The organism is Acidovorax sp. 59 (assembly GCF_002754175.1).
GTDB classification, from domain to species: domain Bacteria; phylum Pseudomonadota; class Gammaproteobacteria; order Burkholderiales; family Burkholderiaceae_C; genus Acidovorax; species Acidovorax delafieldii.
This window is the reverse complement of sequence record NZ_PEET01000001.1, coordinates 4568301-4586854: the sequence shown is the minus strand read 5'-3', so window position 1 is coordinate 4586854 and position 18554 is coordinate 4568301. Positions and strand designations below refer to the sequence as shown.

The 18554-nt window shown below is 63.8% G+C and carries 15 protein-coding genes; 4 read left to right on the top strand and 11 right to left on the bottom strand.

The genetic code is table 11. The features are described from left to right. Positions 1 to 50 precede the first annotated feature (50 nt). The 4 genes from yidC to rpmH all read right to left on the bottom strand — a co-directional run bounded on the left by yidC (position 51) and on the right by rpmH (position 2761). The gene (gene yidC / locus CLU87_RS21000; RefSeq protein WP_099731684.1) at positions 51 to 1763 is read right to left on the bottom strand and encodes a membrane protein insertase YidC; all 1713 of its coding nucleotides are present in this window, start codon (positions 1761 to 1763) and stop codon (positions 51 to 53) included. After that, positions 1760 to 2053: a membrane protein insertion efficiency factor YidD gene (gene yidD, locus CLU87_RS20995; RefSeq protein WP_082522278.1), complete on the bottom strand. Its 294-nt coding sequence runs from the start codon at positions 2051 to 2053 to the stop codon at positions 1760 to 1762. Before yidD ends, yidC begins: the two co-directional genes overlap by 4 nt. Beyond that, positions 2050 to 2553 (bottom strand): ribonuclease P protein component, encoded by a 504-nt coding sequence (locus tag CLU87_RS20990; RefSeq protein ID WP_056742603.1) that lies wholly within the window; start codon positions 2551 to 2553, stop codon positions 2050 to 2052. Before CLU87_RS20990 ends, yidD begins: the two co-directional genes overlap by 4 nt. A gap of 73 nt (positions 2554 to 2626) precedes the next feature. After that, positions 2627 to 2761, bottom strand: a complete 135-nt coding sequence (gene rpmH, locus CLU87_RS20985; protein WP_005798102.1) for a 50S ribosomal protein L34 — start codon at positions 2759 to 2761, stop codon at positions 2627 to 2629. Positions 2762 to 3148: 387 nt separating this feature from the next. On the opposite strand from rpmH, the gene dnaA reads away from it, so the two are divergent. The 3 genes from dnaA to gyrB all read left to right on the top strand — a co-directional run bounded on the left by dnaA (position 3149) and on the right by gyrB (position 8622). Continuing rightward, a complete protein-coding gene (dnaA, locus tag CLU87_RS20980) occupies positions 3149 to 4573 on the top strand; it encodes a chromosomal replication initiator protein DnaA (RefSeq protein WP_082522279.1) in 1425 nt (474 codons plus the stop codon). Between the two features lie 156 nt (positions 4574 to 4729). Further along, a complete protein-coding gene (dnaN, locus tag CLU87_RS20975; protein ID WP_056056813.1) occupies positions 4730 to 5848 on the top strand; it encodes a DNA polymerase III subunit beta in 1119 nt (372 codons plus the stop codon). Between the two features lie 155 nt (positions 5849 to 6003). Further along, positions 6004 to 8622 (top strand): DNA topoisomerase (ATP-hydrolyzing) subunit B, encoded by a 2619-nt coding sequence (gene gyrB / locus CLU87_RS20970; RefSeq protein ID WP_056742601.1) that lies wholly within the window; start codon positions 6004 to 6006, stop codon positions 8620 to 8622. Positions 8623 to 8700: 78 nt separating this feature from the next. On the opposite strand, the gene CLU87_RS20965 is transcribed toward gyrB, so the two are convergent. Continuing rightward, positions 8701 to 11379: a hypothetical protein gene (locus CLU87_RS20965; RefSeq protein WP_099731683.1), complete on the bottom strand. Its 2679-nt coding sequence runs from the start codon at positions 11377 to 11379 to the stop codon at positions 8701 to 8703. Continuing rightward, positions 11376 to 12911, bottom strand: a complete 1536-nt coding sequence (locus tag CLU87_RS20960) for a hypothetical protein (protein ID WP_099731682.1) — start codon at positions 12909 to 12911, stop codon at positions 11376 to 11378. The genes CLU87_RS20965 and CLU87_RS20960 overlap by 4 nt, the downstream gene beginning before the upstream one ends. A gap of 210 nt (positions 12912 to 13121) precedes the next feature. On the opposite strand from CLU87_RS20960, the gene CLU87_RS20955 reads away from it, so the two are divergent. After that, positions 13122 to 13535: a YkgJ family cysteine cluster protein gene (locus CLU87_RS20955; RefSeq protein WP_099731681.1), complete on the top strand. Its 414-nt coding sequence runs from the start codon at positions 13122 to 13124 to the stop codon at positions 13533 to 13535. Between the two features lie 70 nt (positions 13536 to 13605). Here CLU87_RS20955 and CLU87_RS20950 read toward each other — a convergent pair whose 3' ends face one another. The 5 genes from CLU87_RS20950 to CLU87_RS20930 form a co-directional block, all read right to left on the bottom strand. Next, complete coding sequence (locus CLU87_RS20950; protein WP_099731680.1) at positions 13606 to 15246, bottom strand: AMP-binding protein; 1641 nt, start codon at positions 15244 to 15246, stop codon at positions 13606 to 13608. Positions 15247 to 15293: 47 nt separating this feature from the next. Further along, on the bottom strand, positions 15294 to 16616 hold the full coding sequence (locus CLU87_RS20945) for a serine hydrolase (protein WP_099731679.1): 1323 nt from the start codon (positions 16614 to 16616) through the stop codon (positions 15294 to 15296). 71 nt (positions 16617 to 16687) lie between these two features. Beyond that, the gene (locus CLU87_RS20940) at positions 16688 to 17260 is read right to left on the bottom strand and encodes a thioredoxin family protein (protein WP_099731678.1); all 573 of its coding nucleotides are present in this window, start codon (positions 17258 to 17260) and stop codon (positions 16688 to 16690) included. Between the two features lie 36 nt (positions 17261 to 17296). Continuing rightward, positions 17297 to 18019: a cytochrome c biogenesis CcdA family protein gene (locus CLU87_RS20935; protein WP_099731677.1), complete on the bottom strand. Its 723-nt coding sequence runs from the start codon at positions 18017 to 18019 to the stop codon at positions 17297 to 17299. Next, on the bottom strand, positions 18016 to 18528 hold the full coding sequence (locus CLU87_RS20930) for a DUF2147 domain-containing protein (protein ID WP_099731676.1): 513 nt from the start codon (positions 18526 to 18528) through the stop codon (positions 18016 to 18018). The genes CLU87_RS20935 and CLU87_RS20930 overlap by 4 nt, the downstream gene beginning before the upstream one ends. Positions 18529 to 18554 lie beyond the last annotated feature (26 nt).

Below are 18554 nucleotides of genomic sequence, written 5' to 3'. Positions count from 1 at the left end.
GCGCGGCCTTCGGGGGTCAGTTCGTGGATGTCAGCGTTGCCGCTGCCGCATCACTTGAACTTGGGCAGATTGAACTGCGGTGGCACGCCCATGCGGGTGTTGATGATCCACTGCTGCGCAATCGACAGGATGTTGTTCGTCAGCCAGTACAGCACGAGGCCAGCTGGGAAGAAGAAGAACATCACGCTGAAGATCAGCGGCATGAACCACATCATCTTGGCCTGCATCGGGTCTGGTGGCGCGGGGTTCAGGGCGGTCTGCAGCAGCGAGCTGGCCGTCATCAGCAAGGGCAGGATGAAGAATGGGTCAGGCGCGGAGAGGTCGTGGATCCAGCCGATCCAGGGCGCGTTGCGCATCTCGACGCTGGACAGCAGCACCCAGTACAGCGCAATGAACACCGGGATCTGGATCATGATGGGGAAGCAGCCGCCCATCGGGTTGACCTTTTCCTCGCGGTAGATGCGCATCATCTCCTGCTGCATCTGCTGCGGCTTGTCCTTCAGGCGCTCGCGCATCTCCATGATCTTGGGATTGATGGCCTTCATCTTGGCCATGCTGGCGTAGGCCTTGGCATTGAGCCAGTAGAACGCGATCTTGAGCAGCAGGACCAGCGCAACGATGGACCAGCCCCAGTTGTTCAGGAGCTTGTGCAGGTTGTCGAGCAGCCAGTACAGCGGCTTGGACAGGATGGTCAGCCAGCCGTAGTCCTTGACCAGTTCCAGGCCGGGGTACAGCTTTTCCATCATGGTCTCGACCTGCGGGCCGGCGAACAGGCGCGCGTCGATGGTCTTGGTGGCGCCCGGCTCGATGGTGCCGAGGGAGGTCAGCATGCCCACGGAGTACAGGTTGGTGTCCACCTTGCGGGTGAAGGGCTCGCGCTGCACGCCGTCGGCCAGCAGCCATGCGGTGGCGAAATAGTGCTGCACCATGGCGACATAGCCATTGGCCGAGTCCTTGGGAATGTCGACCTTGCCGCTTTCGATGTCCTTGAACTCGATCTTCTGGTACTTCTTGGCTTCGGTGAAAACCGCCGGGCCGGTGAAGGTGGAGTAGAACGACGACTCGCCTGGCGGCTTGTTGCCGTCACGCACCAGTTGCAGATACAGCTGGGGCGATACAGCGGCGCTGCCGGTGTTGACGATGTCGTGCTTGACGGCGATGTCATAAGCACCGCGTTTGATGGTCCAGGTCTTGACCAGCTTCACGCCGCCCTGGTCGGGCGACTCGAAGCGGATGCTCATGGAGTCTTCACCGTCCTTGAGTTCGCGCGGGCCGGGAACGGCCGTCATCACCGTCTTGTGCGTGGGGAAAGTGCCGCCCACCAGGCCGGTCTGCGCCACGTAGACGCGCTGCGCGCTTTCATCCAGCAACAGGAAGTTGCGGGCCTTGTCGGTCATGTCGGCGTGCTTGAGCAGCTCGGCCTGCGTGAGCGAGCCGCCTTCGCTGTCGAACACCAGGCGATACAGGTCGGTCTTGACCTCAATGCGTTCGCGTTTGGCCGGCGCAGCCGCTGCAGCAGGCTGCCCGGGCACGGCTGCCGCGCCTTGCGCGGCCGTTGTGGCTGCGGGCACGCTGGTGGCGGGCACGCTGGCAGCCCCGGTCGCACCGGAGGCCGCGCCTGCGGCAGCAGCAGGGGCTGTCACAGCGGGCGTGGTCGGGAAAAAGGTGGCCTTGTTGCCATTGTGCAGCTGCCACTTGTCCCACAGCAGAACCATGGAAAAGCCAAAAATCACCCACAGGATGGTGCGGCGAATGTCGTTCATGAAGACTTCTTTGGTGAGGATGGGGGAGTGGTGGAAGGGGTGAGCCTGGAGAAAAGCCGCAGGCTGCGCGGCAGATCTTGCGGGACCGGATCATGGCCCCCGTCACACCAGGGGTGGCAGCGTACCAGCCTGCGCACCGTCAGATAACTGCCTGCCGCAGCGCCGTGCTGCTCCAGCGCCTGCAGCGAATAGACCGAGCAGGTCGGCTCAAAGCGGCAGGCCGAACCCAGCCATGGGCTGAGAAACAGCCGATAGCCTTTGACCACGCCGATCAGCAGGCGCTGCATCATGGGGCAGTCACCGGCTCTGCCACCGGCGGCACAGGCGCAGCAACCGCTGCGCCCGAATGCCGGGTGGCATATCCGAACAGCTGCAGCAGCTCCGCGCGTACCGCCTGCTTGAGTTGGTCGGACGTGGCGCTCACGAACTGCTTGCGATCAAACGCCGAGCGCAGGCGCACCACATGGGCGGCCTGCGGCAAACGCGCCTCAAACGTGGCGCCCACGGTGTAGATCTGCCGCTTGATGGTGTTGCGCGTCACGGCGCGGCGCGCCCAGCGCTTGGGCACCATGGCACCCATCCAGACGCCCTGAACGACAAACAGGGCCTGCGGCCCTTGCGTGTGCGGCAAGGAGCCGGGCCCTGTAGGTGCAACAGTGGCGGCTTGGCTGGCAACTGCGGTGCTGTTGGCGTCTAGTGCCAAACGGTGCAACGCAAAATGCGCCGTGCGGGAGACAGTGCCCCCCGCCATGGCAGCCTGGAACTGCGGCCGGGTTTTTAGCCTGTGCATGCAAGCGCCCCGTTTGGAACCTGGCGGTACAAACCGGGAACAGGCGGGGAGCAGGCCGTAGACCGTATCGGCCTTAGACGGCCAGGCGCTTGCGGCCCTTGGCGCGGCGTGCGTTGATAACGGCACGGCCGCCGCGGGTCTTCATGCGGACGAGGAAACCGTGGGTGCGCGCGCGGCGCGTCTTGGAGGGCTGGTAAGTACGTTTCATGGTGCTATTCCTTGAGGTTCAGTTCCGGACTGCTGCTCTTGAACCCCCTGCAATCTGCACACCCACGCTATGTATGAAACATCGCCTGGAGGCAGACCCACGGGGCAGAAATAACGGCGCGCCGGGTCAAATCACCCTGAACACATTCAGGGAAACCCAAAATTATCGCAGGCTTGTGGCCGACTGGCAATGCCTTTCGATGGGCAGGCCTTTACCAGCGGGTCGCGGAGGCTGCAGCGCCCGCCCCTTTCAGGCCACGTCTTCCCCGCATGGCAACCCCGGATTCCCCCGGATGACAGCCACCTTCAAATTGTGGATAACTCCTTGACAAGCTACAATCCACCGCCTTACCCCGTTCCTCCTATCCACAATAAGAATTCCCCAGAAATGACCGAGGAACCCACCCGCAGCCCTATCAATTCGCCCGGCTCAGATGCCGGTCAGGGCCTGTGGCAAGCCTGCGTTGAGCAACTGGCACAAGACCTGCCAGAACAACAATTCAACACCTGGATCAAGCCCCTGATTGCCCAAGTGGCCGAAGACTTCTCCAAAGTCACGCTGCTCGTGGGCAACCGCTTCAAGCTCGACTGGATCCGCGCCCAGTACGCCGGCCGCATTGCCGCGCTGCTCGAAGGCCTGTATGGCCAACCGGTCACACTGGAGTTAGCACTCGCTCAGCGCGAATCCGTTGCCAGGACTTATGTACGGCCCACATCGCAGGAGCCCTCCAGCCCCGCAGCGCCAGCCGAAACCCCCTCCAGTAGCAACGATGAGGCCTCAGCGGGCGCGTTCCGCAACCGCCTCAACGCCGCCCTCACGTTCGAGACCCTGGTGGAAGGCACGGCCAACCGCATGGCGCGCTCTGCGGCCATGCACGTGGCCGGCATGCCCGGCCATCTGTACAACCCGCTGTTCATCTACGGCGGTGTCGGCCTGGGCAAGACCCACCTGGTGCACGCTGTGGGCAACCGCCTGCTGCAGGACAAGCCCGACGCCAAAGTTCTCTACATCCATGCCGAGCAGTTCGTATCGGATGTGGTTAAGGCCTACCAGCGCCGCACCTTCGATGAGTTCAAGGAGCGCTACCACTCGCTCGACCTGCTGCTCATCGACGATGTGCAGTTCTTCGCCAACAAGGACCGCACGCAGGAAGAATTCTTCAACGCGTTCGAGGCCCTGCTGGCCAAGAAGTCGCACATCGTGATGACGTCGGACACCTACCCCAAGGGCCTGGCCAACATCCACGAGCGGCTGGTGTCGCGCTTCGACTCGGGCCTGACGGTGGCCATCGAGCCGCCCGAACTCGAAATGCGCGTGGCCATTCTGATCAACAAGGCGCGCGTCGAAGGCACCGAGATGCCCGAGGAAGTCGCCTTTTTCGTGGCCAAAAACGTGCGCTCCAACGTGCGCGAGCTCGAAGGCGCGCTGCGCAAGATCCTGGCGTACTCGCGTTTCAACCAGAAAGAGATTTCGATCCAGCTCGCCCGCGAGGCGCTGCGTGATCTGCTGTCCATCCAGAACCGGCAGATTTCTGTGGAAAACATCCAGAAGACGGTGGCCGACTACTACAAGATCAAGGTCGCCGACATGTACAGCAAGAAGCGCCCGGCCAGTATTGCCCGCCCGCGCCAGATTGCGATGTACCTGGCCAAGGAGCTGACGCAAAAGAGTCTTCCCGAGATCGGAGAATTGTTTGGCGGGCGCGACCACACCACGGTTTTGCATGCTGTGCGCAAGATTGCGGGCGAACGCCAGCAGCTGACCGAGTTGAACCAGCAGCTGCACGTGCTGGAGCAGACGCTCAAAGGGTAGCGCCAAGGGTAGATAACCAGCGGGAAACGCCCGTCGGGCAGCCCCACGAAGAAGCGACCCCGTTAAGGGGCAAAATGGCGGGTTATAGATAGCAGGGGGAGGCATGACCTGTGCCGCTGTCCACGCACCGTCCCAAAACCACAAGAGGTTGATGACATGATCGTCCTGAAGGCAACACAAGACAAGGTTCTCGCGGTTCTGCAGTCCGTGGCTGGCATCGTGGAGCGCCGCCACACGCTGCCCATCCTGGCCAATGTGCTGATCCGCAAGACGGGCAATGCCCTGCAGCTGACGACCAGCGACCTCGAAATCCAGATCCGCACCACGGCCGAACTGGGTGGCGACACCGGCGACTTCACCACCACCGTGGGGGCGCGCAAGCTCATCGACATCCTGCGCACCATGCCGGGCGACCAGACGGTCAGCCTCGAATCGGCCCAGTCCAAGCTCATCCTCAAGGGCGGCAAGAGCCGCTTCACGCTGCAAAGCCTGCCGGCCGAAGACTTCCCGCTGGTGCAGGAGTCCGCCGCCTTTGGCCCCGTGTTCGCCGTGCCCCAAAAGACGCTGAAGGACCTGCTCGGCCAGGTGTCGTTCGCCATGGCGGTGCAGGACATCCGCTACTACCTCAACGGCATCCTGTTCGTGGCCGAGGGCAAGACCCTGAGCCTGGTCGCCACCGACGGCCACCGCCTGGCCTTTGCCAGCGCTACGCTGGACGTCGAAGTGCCCAAGCAGGAAGTCATCCTGCCGCGCAAGACCGTGATCGAGCTGCAGCGCCTGTTGTCTGATGCGGGTGGCGAGAACCAGCCGCACATCGAGATGCAGTTCGCCAACAACCAAGCCAAGTTCACCTTTGGCGGCATGGAGTTCGTGACCAAGCTGGTCGAGGGCAAGTTCCCCGACTACAACCGCGTGATCCCCAAGAACCACAAGAACAGCATCACCCTGGGTCGCGCCCCGCTGCTGGCCAGCCTGCAGCGCACGGCCATCATGACCAGCGACAAGTTCAAGGGCGTGCGCCTGAACCTGGAGCCCGGCACCCTGCGCGTGGCGTCCAACAACGCCGAGCAGGAAGAGGCCGTGGACGAGCTCGACATCGACTACGGTGGCGACACCATCGAGATCGGCTTCAACGTGACCTACCTCATCGACGCCCTGGCCAACATGGGCCAGGACATGGTGAAGGTGGAGCTTTCGGACGGCAACAGCTCTGCGCTGCTGACCATCCCCGACAACGACAGCTTCAAGTACGTCGTGATGCCCATGCGCATCTGAGGCTGCGTGACACCCGCCGTGCACCACAGTCGCAGCGCCACACCGCGAACGCTACTTTATTGATAGCTGCAAGCGCATATTCAATATGCGCTTGCGCCCAATTAGACCATTGAACATATTGGAAACCACGGTTTCCACGGATCCCAAGGCCCACCATGACCGTTGACAACAACATTCCCTCCGAGCCCGAATCCTCCGGCGTCTCCGGCCATGTGGAGCCCACCGTCAACAAGATCGACACCAACCAGGCCGGCGCCAGCGAAAGCTATGGCGAAGGCGCCATCACCATCCTCGAAGGCCTGGAAGCCGTGCGCAAGCGCCCCGGCATGTACATCGGCGACACCAGTGACGGCACCGGCCTGCACCACCTGGTGTTCGAGGTGGTCGACAACTCCATCGACGAGGCCCTGGCCGGCCACTGCGATGACATCGTGGTCACCATCCACACCGACAACTCCATCAGCGTGACCGACAACGGCCGTGGCATTCCCACCGGCGTGAAGATGGACGACAAGCACGAGCCCAAGCGCAGTGCCGCAGAAATCGCCCTGACCGAGCTGCACGCAGGCGGCAAGTTCAACCAGAACAGCTACAAGGTCTCGGGCGGCCTGCACGGCGTGGGCGTGAGCTGCGTGAACGCATTGAGCAAATGGCTGCGCCTGACCGTTCGCCGCGAAGGCAAGGTGCACCAGATCGAATTTGCACGCGGCTTTGTGCAAGACCGCCTGCTGTCCACCGTGGACGGCTTTGAAGTCAGCCCCATGAAGGTGACCGGCGAGACCGAAAAGCGCGGCACCGAAGTGCACTTTTTGCCCGACACCGAGATCTTCAAAGAGAACAACGACTTTCACTACGAGATCCTGGCCAAGCGCCTGCGCGAACTCTCGTTTTTGAACAACGGCGTGCGCATTCGCCTCAAGGACGAGCGCAGCGGCAAGGAAGACGACTTCTCGGGCGCCGGTGGCGTGCGCGGTTTTGTCGAGTTCATCAACAAGGGCAAGACGGTGCTGCACCCCACCTCGTTCTACGCCGCAGGCGAGCGCCCGGCAGAAACGTACGGTGGCATCCCCGGCACGCACATTGGCGTGGAAGTGGCCATGCAGTGGAACAGCGCGTACACCGAGCAAGTGCTGTGCTTCACCAACAACATCCCCCAGCGCGACGGCGGCACCCACCTGACCGGCCTGCGCGCCGCGATGACCCGCGTCATCAACAAGTACATCGAAGAAAACGAGCTGGCCAAGAAGGCCAAGGTCGAAGTCACCGGCGACGACATGCGCGAAGGCCTGTGCTGCGTGCTCAGCGTGAAGGTGCCCGAGCCCAAGTTCAGCAGCCAGACTAAGGACAAGCTGGTATCGAGCGAAGTGCGCGCGCCGGTGGAAGACATCGTGGGCAAGCTGCTCACCGACTACCTGCAAGAAAAGCCCAACGACGCCAAGATCATCTGCGGCAAGATCGTGGAGGCCGCCCGTGCCCGCGAAGCCGCCCGCAAGGCCCGCGAAATGACCCGCCGCAAGGGCGTGCTGGACGGCATGGGCCTGCCCGGCAAGCTGGCCGACTGCCAGGAAAAAGACCCCGCCCTGTGCGAGATCTACATCGTGGAGGGTGACTCCGCCGGCGGCTCAGCCAAGCAGGGCCGCGACCGCAAGTTCCAGGCCATCCTGCCCCTGCGCGGCAAGATCCTGAACGTGGAAAAAGCCCGCTACGAAAAGCTGCTGACCAGCAACGAAATCCTCACGCTGATCACCGCCCTGGGCACCGGCATCGGCAAGGCGGGCGGCACCACCGGGGGCGACGACTTTGACGTGGCCAAGCTGCGCTACCACCGCATCATCATCATGACCGACGCCGACGTCGACGGCGCCCACATCCGCACCCTGCTGCTCACCTTCTTCTACCGCCAGATGCCCGAACTGGTGGAGCGCGGCCACATCTACATCGCGCAGCCGCCGCTGTACAAGGTCAAGGCCGGCAAGGAAGAGCTGTACCTGAAGGACGCCCCCGCGCTCGACGGCTTCTTGCTGCGCATTGCGCTGAACCACGCCAGCGTGACCACCGGCGGCGCCAACCCGCAAACCCTGACGGGCGAGACCCTGGCCGAACTGGCGCGCAAGCACCAGATCGCTGAAAGCGTGATCGCCCGCCTGGGCAACTTCATGGACGCCGAAGCCCTGCGCGCCATTGCCGACGGCGTGAGCCTGAAGCTGGACACCGTGGCCGAAGCGGAAGCCAGCGCCGTGGCCCTGCAGGCCAAGCTGCGCGAACTGAACACCACCGGCGCCCCCGCCGAAGTGGCCGGCGAATTTGACGCCCGCACCGACAAGCCCCTGCTGCGCATCAGCCGCCGCCACCACGGCAACATCAAGAGCAGCGTCATCACGCAAGACTTTGTGCACGGCGCCGACTACGCCGCCCTGGCCGAAGCCGCCGAAACCTTCCGCGGCCTGCTGGCCGAAGGCGCTAAAGCGATGCGCGGCGAGGGTGAGAAGCAAAAGGAAGAAAAGGTCAGCGACTTCCGCCAAGCCATGAAGTGGCTGATTGCCGAAGCCGAACGCACCACCAGCCGCCAGCGCTACAAGGGCCTGGGCGAAATGAACCCCGAGCAGCTGTGGGAAACGACGATGGACCCCAACGTGCGCCGCCTGCTGCGCGTGCAGATCGACGATGCGATCGAGGCGGATCGCGTGTTCACGATGCTGATGGGCGATGAGGTCGAGCCGCGTCGGGATTTCATTGAGACGAATGCGCTGCGGGCGGGGAATATCGACGTGTGATCTTCTGGGAGTCAGCTCAATCCAAAAATCTGGCATGGGATGCCGATCTGAGTCAACGTACTTGCCCGAGAGCGAATTTCACGGAGGGCCATGCCAGGAGTCAATTTCCTTGAAGGCTTCTTGCGTTTTGCGAACTATCGCGTTTAACGTGCCTAGAACTTCCGTTTGCATTTGATCCCGCGTAATCCAGCGCTCCTCCAGAACACAGCGCAATGGCACGGCGGACCCAGCAACGATGTCACTTCGGTTGAGCGGGTCGTTTAGCCACAGAACCCTGAGTGGTGTCTTGTCCTCACGCTTGGCAGTTGCCAGGTTGATGCACCATCCGGCGCGGTTCTGCCAAAGCAGATCACCAGCAACTAGAAACCTCGATTCGAGGTTGTCCCGCAGCACACGCCAATCCTCCTGGGATATTTCCCGCTGAAGCGCGGCCAGTGCCTCTCCAAAGACCATCATCTCCTGCCAGAGCTGTTCGGCTCGCACAATGTCGGCCTCCGTCTGCTGCTCGCGCCGACGGGTAGCCTCAAGGTACAGCGAAAGTTCCTGCGCAACCTCGCCCGGCGTGCCACCCCACCATACTTTCGGGTGCCGTGCCGCGGCTAACGCCGCAATCAGCTGGAGTCTTGTTGCCAATGTGCCGCCGCAGTCCTGTGCTCTGAACGCCCAACCTAGCAACGCGGCCGAAAGCGATGGCGACAGAAGCTCCGAGACATACTGCGGATCCGCGCGCTCCCGAATAGCAAGCCAACCGCCATGCGTCGTGTCGTGCTGAAGGAACATAGCCCCCCATATCTCGGCGGTGAGATCCGCCATTTCTTGAGGCGTGATCCAACCTTCGCGGCGCCCAGTCGCGAGCAGGATGGAGGCGAGCTGCAGGTCGGCGGACACAAACGAAGCGGACCGCTGAAGATAGAACGCCTCAGACCGCAAAGTGTCGCGGAGCTTTCCGAGCACCTTGCGGATGCGCTTGCTGTCGCTGGCACTATCCTCCTTCCTGCTTCCGTTGCTCGCTGCCTTCGACTTCTTCTGCTTGTTGAACTTCGTCGGGCGATCAACAGCTTCATCGTTTTCAGTGGACGGCTCCTCTGAACCTGGCGGGTCGTCAGCATCCTCGTCTTTCTGTGGATCGTCTTCGGCCGGATCAGCCGGGATGGCGAACCAGCCCTCTAGCAAGACTTGTATGGACCGCTCAGTCGCTAAGAGCGTTACCAGGCCGTCAGCGTTGGCGTGACGGACATGAGGAATCGAGTAAGCGGCCGCGAAGAGATCGCCTGGAAGCACGCCCCTTTTAGGGTTCATCTCGCGTCCCGGGCGATGCCGTCCCGAATCGGCGAACCGCTCGCTCGCGTGCTTCAAAAACACGTTGAGGACGTCTTCCCAAGCTGCGCGATCCCAGGCGCCCGGGCGCACCTTCTTGCGAAGCTCGTCAACGACAGGATTGCGCCGCGGCGAGAACCGAAGCTTCTCTTCAATATCCACCCAGCAGGTCGCGCTATCCTTGTCAGGCGAGACGCCGCGCAGCTTCACCCATCGAAGCAGCGTGGGTGCCGCAACCTCGATGGCACCGTTGGCGCCAAGTTCTCCGACCTGCAATATGCCCTGGTTCGTCTCGCACGCTGCGACAGGCGTGTCGGCGGGGGTGTACGCGATGTGCAGTCGACCGTCCTCCACTCGCGCCCCGACGATCCGCAGTAGTGGCTCCCGATCCACAGCATCTGCGGCCGGCGGAAGTTCGGGGATAGGCGCCTCGAATTCGGCTTGCGGAAGCTCACCCAGCCACTCAGCGCGAAACTCTGCGGCAGGCATGCGCCGGGCGACGAGAAGTTCGGCGTTCCCACGAGCGCCCGCGACGAGAAGCGCGGCCGCCGAGCAGTTCGCACTGCCAGAAAACACGACCGCTTCATCACCTTGAACGATCGCGTAGAACTTGGCGTGGCAGAAGGCGTCCCGCACCACTCCTTTGTCGTTCACCCGCTGTACAGCTATCGAGTGAACCTCCACTCCGGAGTTGCGCGCGAGCGTCTGTCGGCTGAACGTCGAGCCGAGCGGATGGAAGAGAACGTTCGTTCGCGCAGGCGCAAAGGCTTCCTGCAGCGCACGCAGTGCTTCTCCATCGTGATCGTAGTAGGGACTGCAAACAAACAGCTCACCGCCGGGCTGTACCTTCGCGGCGTTGCGGATTGCCTCGAGCATGGGCTGGCCATTGCCAGCACGCCCCACGACGATCGCCTCTCGAAACGGTACGTTTGGGTTGGCAGAGAGCGCGGCCAGCGCCAGCGCGCGCGCGAGGTCTTCGCCCAGTCGGTCGGCCAGTGGCAGATCGGTCACGCACTCACGCAGGAAGTCGACGAACGCTTTGAAGGGGGTAATGCCTTCCGTCGACGCTTCGAGGCGCGTCCAGACCTCCGCGTTGTCGATCCAACCACCATAGGTGAGATTGCCGCTACCAATGAAGAGCTGCGCCGACTTGCGGCCCGCCAGCAAGAGCGCCTTGGGGTGAAAGCGGAACCCGGGCTGCATGGCTACGGGTACCACGCGATACCGCACGCCCAGACCTTCGAGAAGCTCGGCCTGTGCGGCGTAGGACTCCAGTGCGCACCCCGCGTCCGCGAAGACGGTGAGTTTGAGCGAGCCGCGACTTTTGAGCTTCTCAAACACGAAGGCCTGCAAAAAAAGGAAGTCGATGTTGTGCGTGACGATGATGATTTCGTCGATCCCCGATGCCTTCGAGATCGCCTCCAGAAGGCTGTCTCTCATGTTGTAACCTGTTCAACAAGCGCGCGCCCAGCGGGTGTGAGCGTGTATCGACGACCCCCGTGACGTTGCAGCGCACCAAGATCCGCAAAGATGCCCATCACATTGCCCAGGCGGTCGCCGCTGAACCCAGCAAGAACGCCGATGCCGGTGCTGCGCAGAGACCGACCCTCCTTGTGGAAACGTAGCGTCGGTTTGCCGCCTTGCCCCATCTTGCGAAGACTTGTGGAGAGATGCGCAGGGACGACGACCTCGTTCAGCAATTGCTCGACAACGTCGCGGACGGTGCAGTGTTGCGCGTGGTCGAGGATTCGCCAGGTAAGTGCAGCCATTCCCGTAGACCCCGTGCGATCTCGCAGCGATCTCGTATGTGATGCGTCAGCGACAAGCATGCAGACCGCGTAGAGCGAGCGCGAGATCAGTGGCAATGCACGCGCCGGACTGCGATCGAGACGTTCACGAAGGAAGAGGTGTGACGGTGACCGGAGGCTGGCAATCGGCGCATCGAAAGGCCGTACGGGCCATTCCGACAACCGGTCAACGACCTCAGCTGGGACGGTCTCCTCTGAGTGCCACGACGCGACAACCTCTGCGACAGAGGCTGCTGGTTGCATCCGCAATGTTTCCACTAGGCAACTGAATAGCAGCTCCAATGCGTGATGCGTGCGGCGGTGCAGATCGTACGTGGCCCACGCGATCTGCACTGCAGACAATTCGGTCGGTTTGCCGCTGGCAACGAATACATTCGTGATCAGTTCGGACGACGAAACCGGAAGCTCGTTGACTGATCGAAACACAAGGTCGATGGTCTGCCACAACCGGGCGTACGTACCGACCACGTCGGGATGAACTGAGAAAGGCGTCCGCATGCGGGACAGCAGGAATTCGTGCTCCCCGGGACACAGGGTCAACGCATTGACGGAGAACTCTGTCCACTCCTCCTGCAGTTCAGGAAGCGAGATGCTTCCGCCTTCGAACACTTTCGCAGCGAGCGGGGAATCCTGCAGCGCGGCATGCTTGATGCGATGCATTTCGCGCCCGAATGGCATAACGCGCACGGAGGAACCGTCCTGCGCCATTTCAAGGAGGCCGAATCCGACTGACGGCATGAAGTAGGTGCCAAGCATCGAACTGCGTCCGGTCGATGGGAGCTCCACACTCTCGCTAGCGGCGAGAGAGGTTCGTGCCTGCTGATACTTGTTGGTTCCGATGAGTTGGGACTTGTCGGCGTCGGGTTGAGGATCGGCAAGGACCGTCGCTGCCATCACGATGAACTCGAGCCGCTCAATGGCCGTCTTGAGATCAGTCCGGTGAGGGTCCACGCGTAGCGTAGGGTCGGTATCGTCGCCCAGACCGAGCCGCAGGTAGTGCTCGGTGACCACCCACGACAGCAAAGACAAGTAGCGCGCCCGTGCCGAAATCGTCGTAATGTTCGACACCCAGTGACGTTCGATCAATTGATCGACCTGTCGAACCCCGAGCACGTCGAGGCCCATGATCAACGTACTGTCTCCTGCGTTCCAGAAGTCAATCATTGTTCCAGCGTCCAGCCCGCTTGCTCCAAGGCGGGTGTAATGAAACGGTCGCAGATGTCGGTTTCGCTGAGATGGCTTTTGGGCGATGCGCTCACTCGTCGGACCTTGTGGTGGGATGGGTGGACAGCAGGGGGTTGGCTGCCTTGCGAGTATGGCCCAAGTGTTACCAAGTGCAGCGCCCCATATTGCACGCAGGCACAATCCCATCCCATGCGCTCCCCCATCGCCATCGTTGACGTAGACCGCCTCGACACCTGGACCCGCTACCGCGCTGGCCTGTGCGACACCTGCGCGGCCAACTGCTGCACCATGCCGCTGGAAGTGCAGCTCTCGGACCTGGTGCGGCTCGAACTGGTGGACCCGTTCGAGGCCGAGCATGAAGAAATCCGCCACATTGCCAAGCGGCTGCAAAAGGCGCGGCTGATTGACCACTTCAACCACAAGAACGCGGTCTTCACGATGGCGCGGCGGGCCAGTGGGGACTGCAATTTTCTCGACCCCAAGACGCGGCTGTGCACGGTGTATGACAAGCGGCCCGAGACCTGCCGCCTGCACCCGCAAAAGAAGAGCCCCAAGCCGGGTTACTGCGCTTATGGGGCGCGGGATCTGCAGCGACGGGGCTGAAAAGCGCAGAGGCGTCTGCGCGCCATGTCTGCGCAAGCCCGCCGTCTTCTGAAACCGCCACCCCGCACACTCACGCCATGTCGCGCAGCTCGCGGCGCAGGATCTTGCCGACGCTGGACTTGGGCAAGGCCTCCACAAACACGATCTGCCGGGGCACCTTGTAGGCAGTGAGCGCTGCGCGGCAATGGGCGGCGATGTGGTCTGCATCCACCTGCGGCACAGTGCCCGCCGCGCGCACCACATACAGCCGCAACGCCTCGCCCGTTTTCTCGTCCGGCACGCCGATGCAGGCGCATTCCAGCACGCCGGGACACGCGGTGGCTACGGCTTCGACTTCGTTGGGAAAGACGTTGAAGCCTGAGACGATGACCATGTCCTTTTTGCGGTCCACGATCTTGAGAAAACCACGCTCGTCCAGCTGGCCAATGTCGCCGGTGCGGAAGTAGCCGTCGGGCGTGAAGGCGGCTGCGTTGGCCTCGGGCTGCTGCCAGTAGCCGCCCATGACCTGGGGGCCTTTCACGCAGACCTCGCCGGGCTGGCCCAGGGGCGCGGGGTGGCCCTGGTCGTCCAGCAGCAGCACGTCGGTGGAAGGCAGGGGCAGGCCGGTGCTGCCGCTGAAAGCAGTGACCGATGCGGGGTTGAAGGCCACCACAGGGCTGGTCTCGCTCAGGCCGTAGCCTTCGCGGATGAACTGGCCGGTGATGGCCTGCCAGCGGGCAGAGACCGAGGGCAGGATGGCAGCGCCGCCGCCGCCCGCCAGCCGCAGGTTGGAGAAATCCACGCCCTGCGTGCCGGGGTGCGCCGCCAGCCCGGCGTACAGCGTGTTGACCCCCATGAACACGCTGGGGCGCGCAGCGTTCAGCACTTCGATCAGCGCGTCCAGGTCGCGCGGGTTGGGCACGAGCCAGTTGCGCGCACCCACCGCAAAGTAGCTGATCAGGTTCACCATGAGCGCGAAGATGTGATACAGCGGAATGGCCGTGACGACGACCTCCTGTGCGGGGCGCAGGGCATCGGGCACGAAGGCCTTGAACTGCTCCACGTTGGCCACGAGGTTGCGGTGCGTGAGCATGGCGCCCTTGGACAGGCCCGTGGTGCCCCCGGTATATTGCAGGAACAGCAGGTCGCCCCCCTCCAGCACAGGTGGCGCAAAAGGCAGGGTGGCGCCCTCGGCCAGGGCGCGCGCAAACGAGGTGGTGGTGTGCAGGTGGGCATCCACCGGCGGCCCAGGCAGGTCGGCTGCGGTGCCGTCGCCGGGCGCCACGGTGATGATGCTGTGCAGTTCCACCCGGTCCTGGATGGCAGCCAGGGTCGCAGTAGACCCTGCATAGATCACCATCACCCTCGCTCCTGCGTCCTGTAGCTGATGCTCAAGCTCCCGCGGGGTGTACAGCGGATTCACGTTCACCTGCACACAGCCCGCGCGCGCAATGCCGAGCATGGCGATGGGAAACGCCATCAGGTTGGGGCACATCACGGCAATGCGGTCGCCCTTGCGCACGCGCAGCACGTTTTGCAGGTACGCCGCAAACGCGCGGGATTGCTGGTCCACATGTGCATAGGTCAGCGTCTGGCCCAGGCAGGTGAATGCGGGCCGGTGCGCATAACGCTGCATGGCGGTACACAGCAGGTGCACGATGCTGGGATGGCTGTCGGGATCGATGTGTGCAGGGATGGCGCCATAGCTGGCCAGCCAGGGTTGGGGGGACATGGTGAAACGGTCCTCGTGGGGGGTGGAGCAACAGCGTGCGGGCAGGCTCAGCGCACGGCCTTGGCCAGTGCGGCAAAGGCCTGCCGGTCCAGCGCGTGGGTGAAGGCGGTGTTGGGCACGGGGTGCGTGGAGAACTTCACCACCACCAGCTCGGCCGCCGGGTTGATGTGGATGTGCTGGCCCATCAGGCCCTTGGCTTCAAAGGTGCCATCGGCATCGTGGGGTATCCACCACTGGTTGTGGTACGAGTAGCCCGCGCGCATGGCCGTGCCGGGGGCCTTGCTGAACTGGGCGGGGTCGGCCCCTTTGCGCAGCTCGGCAATGGTGGCGGGCGAGACGATCTGCTGGCCGTTGAAGCGGCCGTTGGATCGCAGCATCTCGCCCAGACGGCCCAGGTCACGCAAGGTGGCGTTCACGCCCACGCTGGTGGCCTGGCCGCCGTTGGCGTCGGCAAACACATACGCGTCCTCCTGCGTGCCCAGCTTGGACCAGATGCGCTCGGACAACAGCGTGGCGTAGCTCTTGCCAGTGACGCGCTGCAGCAGCCAGCCCAGCACTTCCGTGTCCACCGACTTGTAGGCAAACGCGGTGCCGTGCTCGCCGTCCTTCTGCACGGTGGGCAGGTGCTCGGCCATGCTTTTGGCCCCATTGCTGCCGGGGCGCGCAGGCTGCAGGCCCGCAGCGGCCAGGTACTGAAAGACACCGGAGGTGGGGTCCGCAAAGTCTTCGGCGTATTTGACCCCGGTGGTCATGTCCAGGGTCTGCTGCACGGTGGCATCGGCCCAGGCGCTGTTGGCCAGCTCGGGCAGGTAACGCACGATGCGCGCACTGGGGTCGATGGCGCCTTCCTGGATGAGCTCCGTCACCAGCAGCCCCACCAGCGATTTGCTCATGGACCACAGCACATGCGGCTGCTGCGGCTGCATGCCGATGTGATAACACTCATACACCACACGGCCCCGGTGCAGCACCAGCAGGGCGTCGGTGTAGGTGGCCTTCTGCCAGTCGGCCAGCGTGGTGGGCGCGCCCTTGTCGTCGGCAAACGCCAGCGTGTCGGGCAAGGCACGCGGCGCGGCGGGCAGTGCGCCGGGCGCTGCTACACCGCGCCAGACGGTGGCCGTGGGCCCCAGTTCGCGCAGGTGCTGCGCGGCCCAGCGCACGTTGGGGTACTTGAGGATGTTGGCCAGGCGCACCACCTTGTCAGGCGCCGGAGGGAAGCCCTGCATCAGCTGCAGGGTCACAGGGTTGGTGGCGTCCGGCGGTGGCAGCTGCGGCGCCTGGGCCTGGGTGTCAGGAGCGGCCCCCAGCAGGGTGCAGGCCAAGGCGACGGCGGTGACGGAAGGGGTGAGGTGGCGATGAAAAGAACGCATGGTGAGAAGGCCTCGGTCAAGAAACGTGGGATGGGGAAGAACAAAAAAGAAAACGGAATCGGTCGGGCCGATCAGCCCCTCGCGGCCAGCAAGGTGCGGATCACGCCCTCGGTGCGCTCGTACTCGCCTTCGCCAAAGTGCTTGTAGCGAATGCGGCCTTGCGCATCGATGAGGTAGGTGGCGGGCCAGTACTGGTTGCTGTAGGCCTTCCAGGTGCCGTAGCGGTTGTCCTGTGCCACGGGGTGCTTCACGCCATGGCGGCGCATGGCGGCTTCCACGTTGGCGGTCGGGCGCTCAAACGGAAACTCTGGCGTGTGCACGCCCACCACGGTGAGCCCCTGGGGCGTGTACTGCTCGGCCCAGCGGTTCACATGGGGCAGGGTGCGGATGCAGTTGATGCAGGCGTACGTCCAGAAATCCACCAGCACCACGCGGCCCCGCAACTGCGCCAGGCTCAGCGGTTCGGAGTTGAGCCAGCGCTCGATGCCGGTGAACTCGGGCGCAGCGCCCAAGTCGGGCAACACTGCGGCGGGGCTGGCGGGGCCCGCCGCGTACGCCAAGCCAGGGGTCGCCAGTGCAGCGGCCATCGACGCCAGGAAAGCGCGGCGCTCGGAAAAGCGCGGGGAAGAGGGGTGCAATGTCATGGTGAAAGCTCCTTGCAATCGGTGGGGTGTCGCCCCTTACAGGCCGCCCCAGCCCGAGGGGTAAAACTGCGTAAGCCAGACGGTGATCTGCCCATCCACCTCCCACAGCATGGCCAGCGCGATGGCAATGACCACCACGCCAAACACCTGCTGCACGCGGTGTGCGTGGCGCGCAATGCGGCGCACGTGGGTGGCAGCAGCCTGGCCGCCGTAGGCAATGGCCAGCATGGGCAGCGCGGCGCCGGTGGAATACGCGAGCAGCAGTACGGCGGTGCCCACCCCCGGTGGCTCGGTAGCGATGAGGGTGAGGATGGAGGCGAGCACCGGCCCGGCGCAGGGTGTCCAGACCGCGCCCAGGCTCAGGCCCAGCAGCAGTCCGCCCCAGTTGCCGCCCCCGCTGCCCATGCCCAGGCTGGCCATGCGGTTGAGCACGCCGCCTGCATGTTGGCTGAGCCACTGGAACGGCCGGGGCCACACCGTGAGCACGCCAAACACCAGCAGCATCACAGCGGCAAACCGGCGCAGGCCTTCCTGAGACACACCCAGCACCTGCGTGAAGCTGCTGAACAACAGCGCCACGGCCGCGAACGACAGCGCAAAGCCCAGGGCAATGAACAGTGGGCGTGTGCGCCGGGCTGAGTCGGCACCGCTCACCGAGGCGCCCAGCACCACGGGCAGCATGGGCAACACGCAGGGCGCCCCCACAGTGAGCATGCCGGCGGCCACGGCCAACCATGGCGAGGTGGTGGCCATGGTCATTGCCCGCTCCCCTGCTCGGCCGCCGGACGGCGCCACACCTGGGTTTTGCCGAACAGCGGAATGCCCACGTACGCGTGCACCAGCAGTTGTTCCGGCTCGGCCGGCGTCAGGTTGACGCGGTACGTCTTGGCGTTCTCGCGGTTGTAGATTTCTCCCTGGTACTCGCTGCTGCCGCCCTCCGCCGGGCGCAGGCCCGACAGCAGGGTCATGCCCAGCGCAGGCCGCGCGTCGGCCGCCGCCATGTCGGCGCCCGGCGCGCTCATGGAGCGGTTGGCCAGCACGCGCACTACCTTGCCACACAGGGCGTTGCCGCCAGCGGGGTTGCAAGGAGCGATGTTCACTTCCAGATTGCCGCTCTCGGTGATCCAGCGGCCCAGGGGGGCTTTGGGGTGAGCGGTGCCCGGCGCTGGTGCCACAGCGGCTGGCGGCGCTGCCGCAGCCTCTTGCGCGCTGACTGCCTGCGCCAGGCCCAGGGTCAGCAGGGCGGCCACGGCGATGGATGGTTTCATGGCAAGGTCCTCGTGAAGTTCAGGAA